Origin of the sequence: Mesorhizobium sp. CA12 (assembly GCF_020165255.1) — a bacterium.
GTDB lineage: Bacteria > Pseudomonadota > Alphaproteobacteria > Rhizobiales > Rhizobiaceae > Mesorhizobium.
Map to the genome: position 1 here is coordinate 242042 of NZ_JAIUHT010000007.1, position 16162 is coordinate 258203.

At 63.2% G+C, this 16162-nt stretch carries 13 protein-coding genes; 9 read left to right on the forward strand and 4 right to left on the reverse strand.

Features of this window, described 5'->3' with window-relative positions; translation table 11 throughout:
• The first annotated feature begins 18 nt into the window (after window positions 1–18).
• The 9 genes from nusA (at window position 19) to LB520_RS14570 (ending at window position 11656) form a co-directional block, all read left to right on the forward strand.
• Complete coding sequence (gene nusA, locus LB520_RS14530; RefSeq protein WP_095765964.1) at window positions 19–1614, forward strand: transcription termination factor NusA; 1596 nt, start codon at window positions 19–21, stop codon at window positions 1612–1614.
• Between the two features lie 32 nt (window positions 1615–1646).
• Complete coding sequence (locus LB520_RS14535; RefSeq protein ID WP_224523891.1) at window positions 1647–2297, forward strand: RNA-binding protein; 651 nt, start codon at window positions 1647–1649, stop codon at window positions 2295–2297.
• Window positions 2294–4861: a translation initiation factor IF-2 gene (infB, locus tag LB520_RS14540; RefSeq protein WP_095765962.1), complete on the forward strand. Its 2568-nt coding sequence runs from the start codon at window positions 2294–2296 to the stop codon at window positions 4859–4861. Before LB520_RS14535 ends, infB begins: the two co-directional genes overlap by 4 nt.
• A gap of 123 nt (window positions 4862–4984) precedes the next feature.
• Window positions 4985–5401, forward strand: coding sequence for a 30S ribosome-binding factor RbfA (gene rbfA / locus LB520_RS14545; protein WP_224631228.1), 417 nt, complete (start codon window positions 4985–4987; stop codon window positions 5399–5401).
• The gene (truB, locus tag LB520_RS14550; RefSeq protein WP_224637942.1) at window positions 5402–6361 is read left to right on the forward strand and encodes a tRNA pseudouridine(55) synthase TruB; all 960 of its coding nucleotides are present in this window, start codon (window positions 5402–5404) and stop codon (window positions 6359–6361) included. It abuts the gene before it with no gap.
• Window positions 6362–6467: 106 nt separating this feature from the next.
• On the forward strand, window positions 6468–7562 hold the full coding sequence (gene corA / locus LB520_RS14555) for a magnesium/cobalt transporter CorA (RefSeq protein WP_095765959.1): 1095 nt from the start codon (window positions 6468–6470) through the stop codon (window positions 7560–7562).
• A 189-nt stretch (window positions 7563–7751) separates the two neighbouring features.
• The gene (gene rpsO / locus LB520_RS14560; RefSeq protein WP_095765958.1) at window positions 7752–8021 is read left to right on the forward strand and encodes a 30S ribosomal protein S15; all 270 of its coding nucleotides are present in this window, start codon (window positions 7752–7754) and stop codon (window positions 8019–8021) included.
• Window positions 8022–8402: 381 nt separating this feature from the next.
• Window positions 8403–10553, forward strand: a complete 2151-nt coding sequence (pnp, locus tag LB520_RS14565; protein ID WP_095765957.1) for a polyribonucleotide nucleotidyltransferase — start codon at window positions 8403–8405, stop codon at window positions 10551–10553.
• A gap of 92 nt (window positions 10554–10645) precedes the next feature.
• On the forward strand, window positions 10646–11656 hold the full coding sequence (locus tag LB520_RS14570) for a class I SAM-dependent methyltransferase (RefSeq protein WP_224637943.1): 1011 nt from the start codon (window positions 10646–10648) through the stop codon (window positions 11654–11656).
• A gap of 88 nt (window positions 11657–11744) precedes the next feature.
• On the opposite strand, the gene LB520_RS14575 is transcribed toward LB520_RS14570, so the two are convergent.
• The 4 genes from LB520_RS14575 to fabA all read right to left on the reverse strand — a co-directional run bounded on the left by LB520_RS14575 (window position 11745) and on the right by fabA (window position 16095).
• On the reverse strand, window positions 11745–13298 hold the full coding sequence (locus LB520_RS14575; RefSeq protein WP_224637944.1) for a putative bifunctional diguanylate cyclase/phosphodiesterase: 1554 nt from the start codon (window positions 13296–13298) through the stop codon (window positions 11745–11747).
• A gap of 102 nt (window positions 13299–13400) precedes the next feature.
• Window positions 13401–14213, reverse strand: coding sequence for an enoyl-ACP reductase FabI (gene fabI / locus LB520_RS14580; protein ID WP_224631224.1), 813 nt, complete (start codon window positions 14211–14213; stop codon window positions 13401–13403).
• 30 nt (window positions 14214–14243) lie between these two features.
• Window positions 14244–15464 carry a beta-ketoacyl-ACP synthase I gene (gene fabB / locus LB520_RS14585; RefSeq protein ID WP_224630421.1) on the reverse strand — a complete coding sequence of 407 codons (1221 nt, stop codon included), beginning with the start codon at window positions 15462–15464 and terminating at the stop codon, window positions 14244–14246.
• A gap of 115 nt (window positions 15465–15579) precedes the next feature.
• Window positions 15580–16095 carry a 3-hydroxyacyl-[acyl-carrier-protein] dehydratase FabA gene (gene fabA / locus LB520_RS14590; RefSeq protein ID WP_140845655.1) on the reverse strand — a complete coding sequence of 172 codons (516 nt, stop codon included), beginning with the start codon at window positions 16093–16095 and terminating at the stop codon, window positions 15580–15582.
• Window positions 16096–16162: the final 67 nt, after the last annotated feature.

A 16162-nucleotide genomic window follows, 5' to 3' on the forward strand; every position in this document is an offset into this window, starting at 1 on the left:
GAAATCGGGAGAAAGACAATGGTTGTAAGCGCCAACAGGCTTGAACTGCTGCAGATCGCCGACGCGGTCGCGCGTGAAAAGTCGATCGACAAGCAGATCGTCATCGCCGCCATGGCCGATGCCATCCAGAAGGCGGCGCGCTCTCGTTACGGCCAGGAGACCAACATCCGCGCCGACATCAACCCGAACACCGGCGAGATGAAGCTGCAGCGGCTGATGGAAGTGGTCGAGAAGGTCGAGGACTACGCGACGCAGATCGCGCTTTCCACGGCGCGCGAGCGCAACCCCGACGCCCAGATCGGCGACTTCATCGCCGAGCAGCTGCCGCCCATGGATTTCGGCCGCATCGCCGCGCAGTCGGCCAAGCAGGTCATCGTCCAGAAGGTGCGTGAGGCTGAGCGCGATCGCCAGTATGACGAGTATAAGGATCGCATCGGCGAGATCGTCAACGGCACCGTCAAGCGCGTCGAGTACGGCAATGTCATCGTCGATCTCGGCCGAGGCGAGGCGATCATCCGCCGCGACGAGCTGATCCCGCGCGAGAACTATAAATATGGCGACCGCGTGCGGGCCTATGTCTATGACGTGCGACGCGAGCAGCGCGGCCCGCAGATCTTCCTGTCGCGCACGCATCCGCAGTTCATGGCCAAGCTGTTCACCATGGAAGTGCCGGAAATCTACGACGGCATCATCGAGATCAAGTCGGTCGCCCGCGATCCGGGCTCGCGCGCCAAGATCGCCGTTATCTCGCGCGATTCCTCGATCGATCCAGTCGGCGCCTGCGTCGGCATGCGCGGCAGCCGCGTCCAGGCCGTGGTCGGCGAATTGCAGGGCGAGAAGATCGACATCATTCCGTGGTCGCCATCGGCCGCGTCCTTCATTGTCAACGCGCTGCAGCCGGCCGAGGTCGCCAAGGTGGTGCTCGACGAGGATGCCGAGCGCATCGAGGTGGTGGTACCGGACGACCAGCTGTCGCTGGCCATCGGCCGCCGCGGCCAGAACGTGCGCCTTGCCTCGCAGCTCACCGGCTGGGATATCGACATCCTGACCGAGCAGGAAGAAAGCGAGCGTCGCCAGAAGGAATTCGTCGAGCGTTCGGCGCTCTTCATGGAAGCGCTCGACGTCGATGAGATGGTCGGCCAGGTGCTTGCCTCCGAAGGCTTCACCAGCGTCGAGGAAGTCGCCTATGTCGACTCTGGCGAAATTTCCTCGATCGATGGCTTCGACGAGGACACCGCTTCGGAAATCCAGACCCGCGCCCGCGAATATCTGGAGAAGATCGAGGCCGAGCACGACGAAAAGCGCAAGGCGCTGGGCGTCAAGGACGAGCTGCGCGACATTCCCGGCATCACCACCGCCATGATGGTGACGCTCGGCGAGGACGGCGTGAAGACGGTCGAGGACTTCGCCGGCTATGCCGCCGACGATCTGATCGGCTGGAAAGAGCGCAAGGACGGCGAGACCAAGGTCTATCCGGGCGTGCTCGCCAGCCACGGCGTCTCGCGCGCGGAGGCGGAGCAGATGGTGCTCGCCGCCCGCAAGCAGGCCGGCTGGATCACCGAGGAAGAACTCGCTGCCGAAGAGGCAGCGGCCGACGAAACCGTCGGTGCGTGAGGTGACCACCAATCGCAAAGCCCGTGGACGAGATGAACGATCGCACTTGCATCGTTACGCGCAGGCAGGCCGAAGCGGATGAACTGATCCGCTTCGTCGTCGGCCCGGATTCGGTCGTCGTTCCGGACATCAAGAGAAATCTGCCCGGCCGCGGTTGCTGGGTTACTGCCGATCGCCTACATATCGAGAAGGCAGCGGCCAAGAACCTGTTTGCCCGTGCCTTCAAGGCGCAGGTGACCGTTCCGGCCGATCTCGGCGGCATGGTCGACGGGCTGCTCTCCAGATCCGCTCTGGGCATGCTTGGCCTTGCTCGCAAGGCTGGCGCCGTCGTCCTTGGCGCCGCCAAGGTCGAAGGCGCGGTGCGCGACGGGCTGGCGCTTCTGGTGCTGCATGCGACCGAGGCTTCGGACGACGGTGTCCGCAAGATCAGTCAGGCGCGGCGGGCAACCGTCCATCTCGGCGGACCGGCCATCCTTGCCTACAAACTTTTCCCCGAAGCCGAGTTGAGCTTGGCATTGGGGGGTACAAATGTGATACATGCTGCCGTTCTCGCGCAGGACGCGGGACAGGCGGTTGAGAAGCGCGTAGTTGCGCTCGACCGATATCGGGGCGGTACCCCGAACGATCTGGCAATGCTTGCGGCCGTTGCTGACGAAGATGATGCCGCAGAGGATATGGAATGAGCGATACGAAATCGGGCGACGACAAGACGTTGAGCGTGACGCCGAAGAAGACCTTGACGCTGAAGCGCCCCGGCCTCGAGCAGGGCACCGTGCGCCAGAATTTCTCGCATGGCCGCACCAAGTCGGTCGTGGTCGAGACCAAGAAGCGCAAGTTCTCGCTGCCCGGCGACAAGCCGGAACCGGTGGCTGCGTCCGTCTTCACGCCGAAGCCCGCCGTTGCCGCCGCGCCTGTCGTGCAGGAAGCGCCGAAGGCGCCGCCTCCGCCGCCGGAGCGTTCCGGCATGGTCCTGAACGAGCTCTCGCGCGGCGAGATGGAAGCGCGCCGCAAGGCGCTGGAAGGCTCCAAGGCCCGCGAGGCCGAGGATCGCTTGCGCGCTCAGGAAGATGCCAAGCGCCGCGCCGAGGAAGAGGAACGCCGCAAGCGCGAGCGCGACGAATCCGCGCGCCGTCAGGCCGAGGAGGAGGCACGCCTGCAGACTGAGGCCGAGGCCCGTCGGCGCGCCGAGGAAGAGGCTCGCCGCCGCGCGCCGCTGGCTGCGGATGTCGCCACCGCTGACGACGAGGAGGAGGCCAAGCCGAGGCGTACCGGTGCCGGTGCCGCGAGTGCGCCACCGCGCCGTCTTGCGACGCCGGAAGTGGCAAGGCCTGCCAAGCCGACAAAGGGCGAGGAAGATCGCCGCCGCGGCAAGCTGACGCTGAACTCGGCGCTGTCGGATGACGACGCACGCGCCCGTTCGCTATCGTCGATGCGTCGCCGCCAGGAAAAATTCAAACGCGCGCTTCACAATGAGCCGCGCGAGAAAGTCATGCGCGAAGTGATCCTGCCCGAAACCATCACCATCCAGGAACTGGCGCAACGCATGTCCGAGCGCGCCGTGGACGTGGTCAAGTTCTTCATGAAGCAGGGCCAGATCCTGAAGCCGGGCGACGTCATCGACGCCGACACGGCCGAACTGGTCGCCTCCGAATTCGGCCACACGGTCCGCCGCGTCGCCGAATCCGACATCGAGGAAGGCCTGTTCAACATCGCCGACCGCCCGGAAGACCTTGTGTCGCGTCCGCCGGTCGTGACGATCATGGGCCATGTCGACCACGGCAAGACCTCGCTGCTCGACGCGATCCGCAACGCCAATGTCGTCTCCGGCGAGGCCGGCGGCATCACCCAGCATATCGGTGCCTACCAGATCGAGAAGAACGGTCAGAAGATCACCTTCATCGACACGCCCGGCCACGCGGCCTTCACGGCCATGCGCGCCCGTGGCGCCCAGGTTACCGACATCGCGGTGCTGGTGGTGGCGGCCGACGACAGCGTGATGCCGCAGACGATCGAATCGATCAATCACGCCAAGGCGGCCGGCGTGCCGATCATCGTGGCCATCAACAAGATCGACAAGCGCGATGCCGACCCGCAGAAGGTGCGGACCGAACTGCTGCGCCACGAAGTGTTCGTGGAATCGATGGGCGGTGAGGTGTTGGACGTCGAGGTTTCGGCGACCAAGGGCATCAATCTCGACAAGCTCTTGGAAGCGATCCTGCTGCAGTCCGAAGTCCTCGACCTCAAGGCCAATCCCGACCGCACCGCCGAAGGCGCGGTCATCGAGGCGCAGCTGGACAAGGGACGCGGTCCCGTCGCCACCGTGCTGGTGCAGACCGGCACGCTGATGCCGGGCGACATCATCGTCGCCGGCAACGAGTGGGGCCGTGTGCGCGCGCTCGTCAACGATCGCGGTGAGCATGTGCCGGAAGCGCCGCCGGCAATGCCGGTCGAGGTGCTTGGCCTCCAGGGCACGCCGCAGGCGGGCGACCGCTTCGCCGTCGTCAACAACGAGGCGCGCGCCCGTGAGATCACCGAATACCGCCAGCGCCTGGCGCGCGACAAGGCGGTGGCCAAGCATGCCGGCCAGCGCGGCTCGCTCGAGCAGATGATGTCGCAGCTGCAGACGAGCGGATTGAAGGAATTCCCGCTGGTCATCAAGGGCGACGTGCAGGGTTCGATCGAGGCGATCAATGCCGCCCTTGAAAAGCTTGGCAATGACGAGGTGCGCGCGCGCATCGTCCATGCCGGCGCCGGCGGCATCACCGAAAGCGATGTCTCGCTCGCCGAGACGTCCGGAGCGGCGATCATCGGCTTCAACGTCCGCGCTAATGCGCAGGCGCGTGCGGCCGCGGCCGCGGCCGGCATCGAGATCCGCTACTACTCGATCATCTACAACCTCGTCGATGACGTGAAGGCGGCGCTTTCCGGCATGCTTTCGCCGGAGCGGCGCGAGACCTTCATCGGCAATGCCGAGATCCTCGAGATCTTCGACATCTCCAAGGTCGGCAAGATCGCCGGCTGCCGTGTCACCGAAGGCAAGGTCGAGCGTGGCGCGGGTGTTCGCCTGATCCGCGACAACGTCGTGATCCACGAAGGCACGCTGAAGACGCTGAAGCGCTTCAAGGACGAGGTTGCGGAAGTGCCGGGCGGCCAGGAATGCGGCATGGCCTTCCAGAACTACGAGGACATGCGTGTCGGCGACATCATCGAGTGCTTCCGCGTCGAGATGGTAACCAGAACGCTCTAATTCGGGTATACTTGCCGAATAATAAAAGGCGGCGGCCGAAAGGCTGCCGCCCAGATCCCTCATGCATGTTGAGACATGTGGCGCGGTCCCATCCCGCGCTTCACGATTTCAGGACCAGAGAAAATGCCCCGTTCGACACCGTCAGGCCCCTCCCAGCGCATGCTGCGCGTCGGCGAGCAGGTGCGCCATGCCCTTTCCGAGACCTTGCAGCGCGGCGAGATCATCGATCCGGTTATCGAGAACAGCGTCGTCTCTGTGTCCGAGGTGCGCATGTCGCCCGACCTCAAGATTGCCACCGCCTTCGTCTCGCCGCTTGGCGCAGGCGACGAGAGCGCCGTGATCGAGGCGCTCAACAGGCACGCGAAATTCATCCGCGGCCGCGTCTCCGGCGCGCTCAGGCAGATGAAGTACATGCCGGAGTTTCGCTTTAGGCTCGACACTTCCTTCGACAATTTCGCGAAGATCAATGAACTGCTGAAATCGCCGGAAGTCGCACGCGATCTCGGTGACGGCAAGAACAACGACAAGGACGAGGAATAGGTGGCGCGTCGCGGTAAGAAGAAGGGGCGGCCGGTCTCCGGTTGGGTGGTGCTGGACAAGCCGGTCGGCATGGGCTCGACCGAGGCGGTTTCCAAGATCAAATGGCTGTTTCAAGCTGAGAAGGCCGGCCATGCCGGCACGCTCGATCCGCTGGCTTCCGGCATGTTGCCGATCGCGCTCGGCGAGGCGACCAAGACTGTTCCCTATGTGCAGGACGGCGCCAAGGTCTACCGCTTCACCGTCGCGTGGGGCGAAGAGCGCTCTACCGACGACCTCGAAGGCCCGGTGACTAACAATTCCGACCGTCGGCCGGACGAGGCGGAGGTGAGGGCGCTGCTGCCGAAATACACCGGCGTCATCATGCAGACGCCGCCGCAATTCTCGGCCATCAAGATCGCCGGCGAACGCGCCTATGACCTTGCCCGTGAAGGCGAGACGGTCGAGATACCCGCGCGGGAAATTGAAATCGGCCGTTTGGACATTGTCGAACATGGTGCCGACAAAACTGTCTTCGAGGTCGAATGCGGCAAGGGCACCTATGTGCGCTCGCTGGCCCGCGACCTGGGCCGCGATCTCGGCTGCTTCGGCCACATCGCCGAATTGCGCCGCGTCGAGGTCGAGCCGTTCACGCCGGAGGATTTCGTCACTGTCGCCGAGCTGGAAGCGGCTCGCTTTGGCGAAAAGGATGACGACAAATCCGATGAAATGGACGCCCCGGTCGATTTCAGCGCCATCGATGCGCTGCTTGTCGAAACAGCGGCGGCGCTCGACTGCCTGCCGCAGGTCGCGGTCAGCGACGACGCGGCGACCAAGATCCGCCTCGGCAATCCCGTCATCATTCGCGGCCGCGATGCCCCGGTCGAGGCCGAGGAGGCCTGCGCAACCGCGCGCGGCAAGCTCGTCGCCATCGGCGCCATCGAGCAGGGCATGTTCAAGCCCAAGCGGGTCTTTGTCGGGTAATCCGGTCTAAGTATTTGTATTTACGCAATTCCGGACGGGAAACCGCTGCGCACTTTTGCTGGAATTGCTCTAATCTAGGCCGAATGCTGAATCCCGAGGATATCTCATGGCCAAGGCTGATGCAGGCAAGAAGCGGGAACCGCTGAAAACCCGCCGGCCGCCGGTTGGGGCGTCGCCAGGCACGCTTATCGCCGATCCGGCGGCGCGGCGCAGCGAGCTCCGGCTGACGCTGATCTCGCCCGAGAAATACAAAACAATCGACAATGCCTCGATCGACGATCTCAACGCGCATTGCGAGAAATGGCCTGTCGTCTGGCTGGATTGCACCGGGCTTGCCAATATCCCGCTGATCGAGGAGATCGGCCGCATCTTCAGCCTGCATCCGCTGGCGCTGGAGGACGTCGTCAACACCGGACAGCGGCCCAAGGTGGATTTCTTCGAGGATCATGCTTTCGTCGTCATGCGCATGATCGACGATGTCACCTCGCATCGCTACGAGCAGATCGCGTTGTTCTTCGGCGGCAATTTCGTCGTTACGTTCCAGGAGCGCGAAGGCGATCCGTTCGATCCGGTGCGCAAGCGCATTGCGGCCGCGATGCCCAACCGCCTGCGCTCGCGCGGGGCCGACTATCTTGCCTATGCGCTGATCGATGCCATCGTCGACAGCTATTTCCCACCGATCGAGGCGGCGAGCGAATTGGTCGACGGCATCGAGGACGAGATGCTGAATAAGCCGCACAAGCACCAGATGCGGCAGCTGCATGAATTGCGGCGCGACGCCAACGTGCTCAAAGGCGTGCTGTGGCCGATGCGCGACACGCTGGCGACGCTGATCCGCAACGACGTGGCCTTCGTAAAGGCGGAGACCAAGATCTTCTTCAACGACACGCTCGACCATTCGCTGCGTCTGATCGAGCTGGTCGAGAACCAGCGCGACATGCTCACCGGCCTGATCGAGATGCATGTCTCGCTGACCCAGGCCCGCACCAATGACGTCATTTCCTATTTGACGATCGTCTCGGTGATCTTCATGCCGCTGACCTTCCTGGTCGGCGTCTGGGGGATGAATTTCGATCCGCAAAGCTCGCCCTGGAACATGCCGGAGCTGAAAGCCTATTACGGTTATCCGGTGGCAATTTTGTTCATGGCGCTTGTCGCCGCCGGACTGATCTTCTTCTTCAAATGGAAGAAGTGGCTATAGCCGCTGAACCCTTTGTTTTCGTGGCAAGACCTGCGACAAGCCGGCTTGACATTTGGGCTGGTGTTTATTCCGGAATTGGACTATATGCGCCGCAGCTTCGCGCCCTGACGCGTCGCTTGCACTGGCCCCTGCTGGACGACATCCCGGCTGTGGGCGTCCCGTTTCCTCCAACAGATAAGGAAAAGCACGATGTCGATTACTGCCGACCGCAAGAAGGAATTGATGACCGAATTCGCAACCGCCAAGGGCGACACCGGATCCCCGGAAGTCCAGGTTGCCATTCTTTCCGAGCGCATCAAGAACCTGACCGAGCACTTCAAGGACCACAAGAAGGATAACCATTCCCGCCGTGGCCTGCTTGCTCTGGTCTCCCAGCGCCGCAGCCTGCTTGACTACCTCAAGCGCAAGGATGACGGGCGCTATCAGACGCTGATCGACAAGCTCGGTCTGCGTCGCTGACGAATTGACCGGCGGGTCTTCCTCGGAGGGCCCGCCGGTCGCGCGTTGGCGCATCGGTCGATCCGGTGCGATAATGCCGGAGCGCGACGCGCTCTAGAAATTCGCATTCGCGCAGGGCGCATTGCGGAAACAGCGGTTTCCGGCGTCATGCGCAAAAGCCGGCCGATCGGTCGGCCAAACACGGTTCCGGACGCGCAGAGGGCCATTCGGAACCGCCCCATGGACGGTCATGGGGCAGGATTGCAGGATGCTCGCTCGGCTTATGAGCCGGACCTACGAGCTTCCCGTTGTCTTGCCCGTGGCTGCCCGAAGGAAGCCAGGAAAGGGAGAACCCGTGACCGTTAGGACGGCGCGGCCCTTTCCGCATATGAAGGACAAGACATGTTCAATCAACACAAAGTGGAAATCGAATGGGGCGGCCGTCCGCTCATCCTGGAAACCGGCAAGATTGCACGCCAGGCTGACGGCGCGGTGCTCGCCACCTATGGCGAGACCGTCGTTCTCGCCACCGTCGTTTCGATGAAGGAGCCGAAGCCCGGCCTCGATTTCTTCCCGCTTACCGTCAATTACCAGGAAAAGACCTACGCCGCCGGCAAGATCCCGGGCGGCTACTTCAAGCGTGAGGGCCGCCCGAGCGAAAAGGAAACGCTGGTTTCCCGCCTGATCGACCGCCCGATCCGCCCGCTTTTCGCCGACGGCTACAAGAACGACACCCAGATCGTCGTCACCGTCGTCCAGCATGATCTCGAGAACGATCCCGATATCCTGTCGATCGTGGCCACCTCCGCTGCGCTCACGCTTTCCGGCGTGCCCTTCATGGGCCCGATCGGCGGCGCCCGCGTCGGCTACATAAACGGCGAATATGTGCTTAACCCGCATATCGACGAAATGCAGGAATCCAAGCTCGACCTCGTCGTCGCCGGCACCGGCGACGCCGTGCTTATGGTCGAATCCGAGGCCAAGGAACTCTCCGAGGAACTGATGCTCGGTGCCGTCGTGTTCGGCCACAAGAGCTTCCAGCCTGTGATCGACGCGATCATCAAGCTGGCCGAGGTCGCCGCCAAGGAGCCGCGCGACTTCACGGCGCCGGATTATTCCGCGCTTGAAGCCGAGATGCTGAAGATCGTCGGCGACGAGCTTCGCGAGGCCTATAAGATCACCGACAAGCAGAAGCGCTATGCCGCCGTCGACGCCGTCAAGTCGAAGGTCAAGGCCGCGTTTGCGCCGGCCGAAGGCGAAGAGGCCAAATACACCTCCGAGCAGATCGGCTCGGTGTTCAAGGAACTCCAGGCCAAGGTCGTGCGCTGGAATATCCTCGACACCGGCTCGCGCATTGACGGCCGCGACCTGAAGACGGTCCGCAAGATCGTCTCCGAAGTCGGCGTCCTGGCGCGCACCCATGGTTCGGCGCTGTTCACACGCGGCGAAACCCAGGCGCTGGTCGTTGCCACGCTCGGCACCGGCGAGGACGAGCAGTATGTCGATTCGCTGACCGGCATGTACAAGGAGAAGTTCCTCCTTCACTACAACTTCCCGCCCTATTCCGTCGGCGAGACCGGCCGCATGGGTTCGCCGGGCCGCCGCGAGATCGGCCACGGCAAGCTCGCCTGGCGCGCCATCCGGCCGATGCTGCCGAGCGCGGACCAGTTCCCCTACACGCTGCGCGTCGTTTCGGAGATCACCGAGTCCAACGGCTCGTCCTCGATGGCGACCGTCTGCGGCACCTCGCTGGCGCTGATGGATGCCGGCGTGCCGCTGGCAAAGCCGGTCGCCGGCATCGCCATGGGCCTGATCAAGGAAGGTGAGCGCTTTGCGGTGCTCTCCGACATCCTCGGTGACGAGGACCACCTCGGCGACATGGACTTCAAGGTCGCCGGCACCGCCAACGGCGTCACCTCGCTGCAGATGGACATCAAAATCGATGGCATCACCGAGGAGATCATGGGCATCGCGCTTGCCCAGGCCAAGGACGGCCGCCTGCATATTCTCGGCGAGATGGCGCATGCGCTGTCCGGCGCCCGCGCCGAGCTCGGCGAATTCGCGCCGCGCATCGAGGTCATGCATATCCCGACCGACAAGATCCGCGACGTCATCGGTTCCGGCGGCAAGGTGATTCGCGAGATCGTCGAGAAGACCGGCGCCAAGATCAACATCGAGGACGACGGCACGGTCAAGATCGCTTCGGCGAACGCCAAGGAGATCGAAGCGGCGAAAAAGTGGATCCACACCATCGTCGCCGAGCCGGAAGTCGGCGAGATCTATGAAGGCACCGTCGTCAAGACGGCCGACTTCGGCGCGTTCGTCAATTTCTTCGGCCCGCGCGACGGTCTCGTCCATATCTCGCAGCTCGCCAATGAGCGCGTCGCCAAGACCTCGGACGTCGTCAAGGAAGGCGACAAGGTTTGGGTCAAGTTGATGGGCTTCGACGAGCGCGGCAAGGTCCGCCTGTCGATGAAGGTCGTCGACCAGGCGACCGGCAAGGAAATCGTCCAGGACAAGAAGAAGTCGGACGGCGAGGAAGACGCCGCCTGATCGGTTTGACCGGATAATTTAAGACGGGCGCGCCGCGAGGTCGCGCCCGTTTTGTTTCAGGGCACTGCAAAGAGTTCTACGGAGCAAGGTGAATGGCCGCGGAGCCGCTGAAGACGCTGTTCTACCCGTTCGAGGCCGAGGCGCTGCCTTTGCCGCGAAAGGATGCCCGTGTCCTGTTTCTCGGCGCCGAGCCCGGCTTCCGCTTGCCCGCCGGCTTCGAGGCGGCGCTGCATCTCGTGCAAGGCTTTCGGCCACATTTTCGAACGCTGCAGGCGTCCAGCTACGCGGTCACGCCGCGCGCTGAGGATACCGGCTTCGACCTGGCGTTGATGCTTGCGGGCCGCCATCGCGGCCAGAACGAGCAGCGTGTCGCCGAGGCGATAGAGCGCGTCAAGCCAGGCGGGCTGGTCGTCGTTGCCGGCGGCAAGGAGGACGGCATCGACAGCCTGCGCAAACGGATCAACGCCCTGGTGCCGCTCGAAGGCCATTTGCCGAAGCATCACGGCGTTGCCTTCTGGTTCAAGCGAACCGGCGCGGAGACAGCCGCGACGCTGCGCGCCGGCAACCCCGATTTGATCATCGAAGGCGGTTTCAAGACCAGGCCTGGCATGTTCTCCTTCGATCGGATCGATGCCGGTTCGAAACTGCTGGCCGCGAACCTGCCTGACGATCTCAAAGGCAATGTCGCTGATTTCTGCGCCGGCTGGGGTTATCTGGCGGTGGAAGTCCTGCAGCGCTCACAAGGCCTCACCGCAGTCGATCTCTACGAAGCGGATTTTGAGGCCGTGGAAGCAGCCAGGTTGAACGTCCACGGCGGCGCCATCGAGCCGCGTTTCTTCTGGACCGATCTGCTCACCGAGACGGTCGAACGGCGCTACGACGCGATCGTCATGAACCCACCCTTTCACCGCGGCCGCGCGTCCGAGCCGGAGATCGGCGCCGGCATGATCCGCGCCGCGTCGAAGGCGTTGAAACCGGGCGGCCGCCTGTTCATGGTCGCCAACCGCCAGCTTCCTTACGAACAGGCGCTCTCGGCGGCCTTCGCCAGCCATACCGAGATCGCCCGCGACGGCATGTTCAAGGTGTTTTCGGCGCGCCGCTGAAGCAATCAAGGAAAAGCGTGCAGCGGGGTGGATTCGGCGCCTTCGCCGTAGCCTTGGATCCACAATTGCGGCGGGAAGAATGCTTGTTCTATTGCAGGCTGACGATGCGGGCCGGCTCGTGCGTGCCGAAGGCGGACCGCGCTTCGCCAAGCTCGACCTTGAGCGGCGCCGGCCGGCCGAACAGATAACCCTGCACAACCTCGCAGCCGGCCGCTCGGAGCAGGGTGGCCTGGTTCTCGGTCTCGACGCCTTCGGCGATGATGCCCACGCCCAGCGCCCGCGACAGGCCGACAATGGTCGAAACAATCGCGCCGGAGCTGGAATCGGTGTCGATGCGGCTGACGAAGGAACGGTCGATCTTCAGCTTGCCGAAGGAGAAATCGATCAGGTAGCTCAAATTGGAATAGCCTGTGCCGAAATCGTCGACGGCCACAGAGATACCCATCTCGGCAAGCTGTTCCAGGATGGCTGCGGCGCGGTCGCGGTCCTGCATCATCGCCGTCTCGGTGACCTCGAGTTCCAGCCGCGAGGGCTTGATGCCGGTCGATTCCATCACCTCCCGCACGATGCCGACGAAATCCCTGGTCATGAACTGGACAGGCGAGATGTTGACGGCGACGAAGCATTCCTCCGGCAGGTACCGGGCGTCGCTGCAGGCCTTGCGCAGCACCCACTCGCCGATCGGATTGATCATGCCGGTTTCCTCGGCGATCGGAATGAATTCCATCGGCGGGATCATGCCGCGCTCCGGGTGCTTCCAGCGGATCAGCGCCTCATAACCGACGATGCGGCCGCTCGGCAGGTCGAGCTGCGGCTGGTAGTGAAGACTGAAGTCGCCTCGGTCGAAAGCGGTCTTCAGCTCCGACTCGATCCATTGCCGATAGTCCGCAACGCGGCCCATCTCGGCGTTGAAGACAGACCAGTTGCCGATGCCGCTGGCGCGCGCGTTCTGCAGCGCCAGGTTCGAGCGGCGCAGGACCAGGACCGGGTCGACGCCGTCCTTTGGCATCGCCACGATGCCGACCGACAGGCTGACCGACTGCAGATGCGTCTGCAGCTGATAGGGCTCCATCATCTCGTTGATGAGCTTCTCGATCAGCCGCTCGATCGAGCCCCTGATCTGGCGGTCCGGCAAAAGCACCGCAAATTCGCCGGCGCCGATACGGCCGATCACCGCATCCTCCGGCATATTCTCCGTCAGCCTGCTGGTGAAGGCGCAGATCAGTTCGTCGCCCTGGCTGTAGCCGATGGCGTCGTTGATGTGCTTGAAACGGTCGATATCGATGTCGATCAAGAATACCGGCTCGCCGGTTCGGATCGTCCCGGAGGCGGCCTCGGCTATCTTGCCGACCATGGCCTGGCGCGACAAAAGGCCGGTCAGCTTGTCGAAATGGGTTTCCTTGAAGACATAGGCCACCGATTCGTCGACCCCGGCAAAGAACGAGAGTGCTGCTCCGCCGGCGGCAAGGGCGCAGAGAGCGGCAATGACGCCCGCCATCGTTTCGGCCGGCATGCCGGCCATGCCGTCGCCGAAGCCGAACCTCAGCCCCCACAGTCCAAGGATGAAACTGCCCATGCCCGAGCTGGCGATAGTGATCAGCCGGAACAGCGGAGTCCGTTTGGGATTGCTGACTGCAGGCATGCATTGTCCCCAGATTGCGGGGCCTTATAGCGGATATCTCCTTAAAATGAGTTTCCGCCGATGAATCCAATTTTACTGGAGCGCAACTGTCGCCGCCGCGAACTATTCCCGCGTGCCGTCGTTCTGCTTCAATTCCTCCAGTGCCGGCATCGAAACGATATGATAGCCGGAATCGACATAGTGGATTTCACCGGTGACGCCCGACGACAGATCGGAAAGCAGGTAAAGCGCCGAGCCGCCGACTTCGTCGATGGTCACGGTGCGCCGCAAAGGCGAATTGCGCTGCTGGTAGGAGAACATGTGGCGGGCATCGGACACGCCGGAGCCGGCCAGCGTCCGCACCGGCCCGGCCGAGATGCCGTTCACCCTGATGCCGCGCGGGCCGTAGTCGTTGGCCAGGTAGCGCACGCTGGCTTCCAGCCCGGCCTTGGCGACGCCCATGACGTTGTAGTTCGGCATCACTCTGACCGAGCCGGCATAGGTGAGCGTGATCATCGAGCCGCCATTGCCCATCAACGCGGCGGCGTTGCGGGCGATCTCGGTGAAGGAATAGCAGGAGATCACCATGGTGCGCACGAAGTTGTCGCGGCTGGTGTCGGCGTAAAGGCCCTTCAGCTCGTTCTTGTCGGAAAAGCCGATGGCGTGCACCACGAAATCCAGCCCGCCCCAGGCCTTGCCGAGGGTCTCGAAGGTCGCGCTGACCGAGGCGCTGTCCTCGACATCGCAGGGCACGATCAGCGAGGCTCCAACTTTCTCGGCAAGCGGCTTGACCCGCCGCCCGAAGGCGTCGCCCTGATAGGTGAAGGCGAGCTCGGCCCCATGTTCCGACAGCTTCTTGGCGATGCCCCAGGCAATCGAATGGTCGTTGGCAACACCCATGACAAGCCCGCGCTTGCCCTTCATCAACCCTTCCATGCCTGGCAATCCTTATGAAAAACGCTGGTCTTATGCGGAATAGCGCTGGAAAATCAGCGTTGCGTTGGTGCCGCCGAAACCGAAGGAGTTGGACAGGACGGTGTCGATCCTGGCGTCGTCGATACGCTTGCGCACGATCGGCATGCCCTCGAATTCCGGATCGAGCTCCTCGATATGGGCGCTCTCGCCGATGAAACCGCCCTGCATCATCAGGATCGAATAGATCGATTCCTGCACGCCGGCTGCGCCCAGCGAATGGCCGGTGAGCGATTTGGTCGAGGTGATGTAAGGCATCTTGTCGCCGAACACCTCGCGGATGGCGCCCATTTCCTTGGAATCGCCGACCGGCGTCGAGGTGCCGTGGGTGTTGATGTAGTCAACCGGCGAAGACACCGTGGCAAGCGCCTGGCGCATGCAGCGGATCGCGCCTTCCCCCGAAGGTGCGACCATGTCGTAGCCGTCGGAAGTCGCGCCGTACCCGACGACCTCGGCGTAGATCTTGGCGCCGCGCGCCTTGGCGTGCTCCAGTTCCTCCAGCACCAGCACGCCGGCGCCGCCGGCGATGACGAAACCGTCGCGGTTGGCGTCATAGGCGCGCGAAGCGGCCGATGCGTTGTCGTTGAACTTCGACGACATGGCGCCCATGGCGTCGAACAGGTCAGACATGGTCCAGTCAAGGTCCTCGTGGCCGCCGGCAAACATCACGTCCTGCTTGCCCCACTGGATGAGCTCATAGGCATTGCCTATGCAATGCGCGGAGGTCGAGCAGGCCGACGAGATCGAATAATTGACGCCGTGGATCTTGAACCATGTGGCCAAGGTGGCCGACGCCGTCGATGACATGGCTTTCGGCACGGCGAACGGGCCGATACGCTTGGGGCTGTTGTTCTTGATCGTGGTTTCGGCCGCTTCGACGATGGTGCGGGTCGAGGGCCCGCCGGAACCCATCACGATGCCGGTCCGCTCATTGGTGATGTCGCCTTCGCTTAAGCCGGCATCGGCGATCGCTTGGTCCATGGCGACGTGATTCCAGGCGGCGCCTTGGCTCAGGAAGCGCATGGCGCGGCGGTCGATCATCGGGGTGGGATCGAGCGTCGGCGCGCCCCAGACCTGGCAGCGGAAGCCGTGTTCGGCGAAGGAATTGGAAAAGCTGATGCCTGATTTTGCATCGTAAAGCGAGCTCTGCACCTCATTGGCATTGTTGCCGATCGAGGACACAATGCCGAGCCCTGTCACTACGACCCGTCTCATTCGCAACTCCTTCCCGCGTATTCGGGCGAAAGACCTAACCGGCTTCGCCCTTGATCATACGCAAACAAACTGACGTGGCATCCGTTGGCTACGCGGGCGCCGTGGCGGAAAACGGTCAGGCGGCCGGCTGCTTGGACAGGCCGACCTTCAGATCCGTAGCCGCATATATGGGTTCGCCATCCGCCTTGAGCCACCCATCGGCGATGCCGAGCACCAGGCGGCCGCGCATCACGCGCTTGAAGTCGATGCCATATTCGACCTTCTTCACCGACGGCGTCACCATGCCCTTGAACTTCACCTCGCCGGTCGAAAGCGCCATGCCCTTGCCCGGTTCGCCCAGCCAGCCGAGATAGAAGCCGGTCAACTGCCACATGGCGTCGAGGCCGAGGCAGCCCGGCATGATCGGGTTGCCGATGAAGTGGCAGGCGAAGAACCACAGGTCCGGCTTGATGTCGAACTCGGCGCGGATGAAGCCCTTGTCGAAAGCGCCGCCGGTCTCGCTGATCTCGGTTATGCGGTCGAACATCAGCATCGGTGGATAGGGCAGTTGGGCATTGCCCGGGCCGAACAGCTCGCCGCGGGCGCAGGCAAGCAGTTCCTCGTAATCGTAGCTGGACTTTTGATCCGCCATCAAATTTCTGTCCCCGTGTTCTTTAGCGGGCGGCAGGGCGCCCTTCTCGTTGGTTTCCTAACACACT

What these genes read in the sequence shown, in the direction of transcription:
- nusA (WP_095765964.1), top strand. Translation starts at nt 19, where the DNA reads ATGGTTGTAAGCGCCAACAGGCTTGAACTGCTGCAGATCGCCGACGCG.
- LB520_RS14535 (WP_224523891.1), top strand. Translation starts at nt 1,647, where the DNA reads ATGAACGATCGCACTTGCATCGTTACGCGCAGGCAGGCCGAAGCGGAT.
- infB (WP_095765962.1), top strand. Translation starts at nt 2,294, where the DNA reads ATGAGCGATACGAAATCGGGCGACGACAAGACGTTGAGCGTGACGCCG.
- rbfA (WP_224631228.1), top strand. Translation starts at nt 4,985, where the DNA reads ATGCCCCGTTCGACACCGTCAGGCCCCTCCCAGCGCATGCTGCGCGTC.
- corA (WP_095765959.1), top strand. Translation starts at nt 6,468, where the DNA reads ATGGCCAAGGCTGATGCAGGCAAGAAGCGGGAACCGCTGAAAACCCGC.
- rpsO (WP_095765958.1), top strand. Translation starts at nt 7,752, where the DNA reads ATGTCGATTACTGCCGACCGCAAGAAGGAATTGATGACCGAATTCGCA.
- pnp (WP_095765957.1), top strand. Translation starts at nt 8,403, where the DNA reads ATGTTCAATCAACACAAAGTGGAAATCGAATGGGGCGGCCGTCCGCTC.
- LB520_RS14570 (WP_224637943.1), top strand. Translation starts at nt 10,646, where the DNA reads ATGGCCGCGGAGCCGCTGAAGACGCTGTTCTACCCGTTCGAGGCCGAG.
- LB520_RS14575 (WP_224637944.1), bottom strand. Translation starts at nt 13,298, where the DNA reads ATGCCTGCAGTCAGCAATCCCAAACGGACTCCGCTGTTCCGGCTGATC.
- fabI (WP_224631224.1), bottom strand. Translation starts at nt 14,213, where the DNA reads ATGGAAGGGTTGATGAAGGGCAAGCGCGGGCTTGTCATGGGTGTTGCC.
- fabB (WP_224630421.1), bottom strand. Translation starts at nt 15,464, where the DNA reads ATGAGACGGGTCGTAGTGACAGGGCTCGGCATTGTGTCCTCGATCGGC.
- fabA (WP_140845655.1), bottom strand. Translation starts at nt 16,095, where the DNA reads ATGGCGGATCAAAAGTCCAGCTACGATTACGAGGAACTGCTTGCCTGC.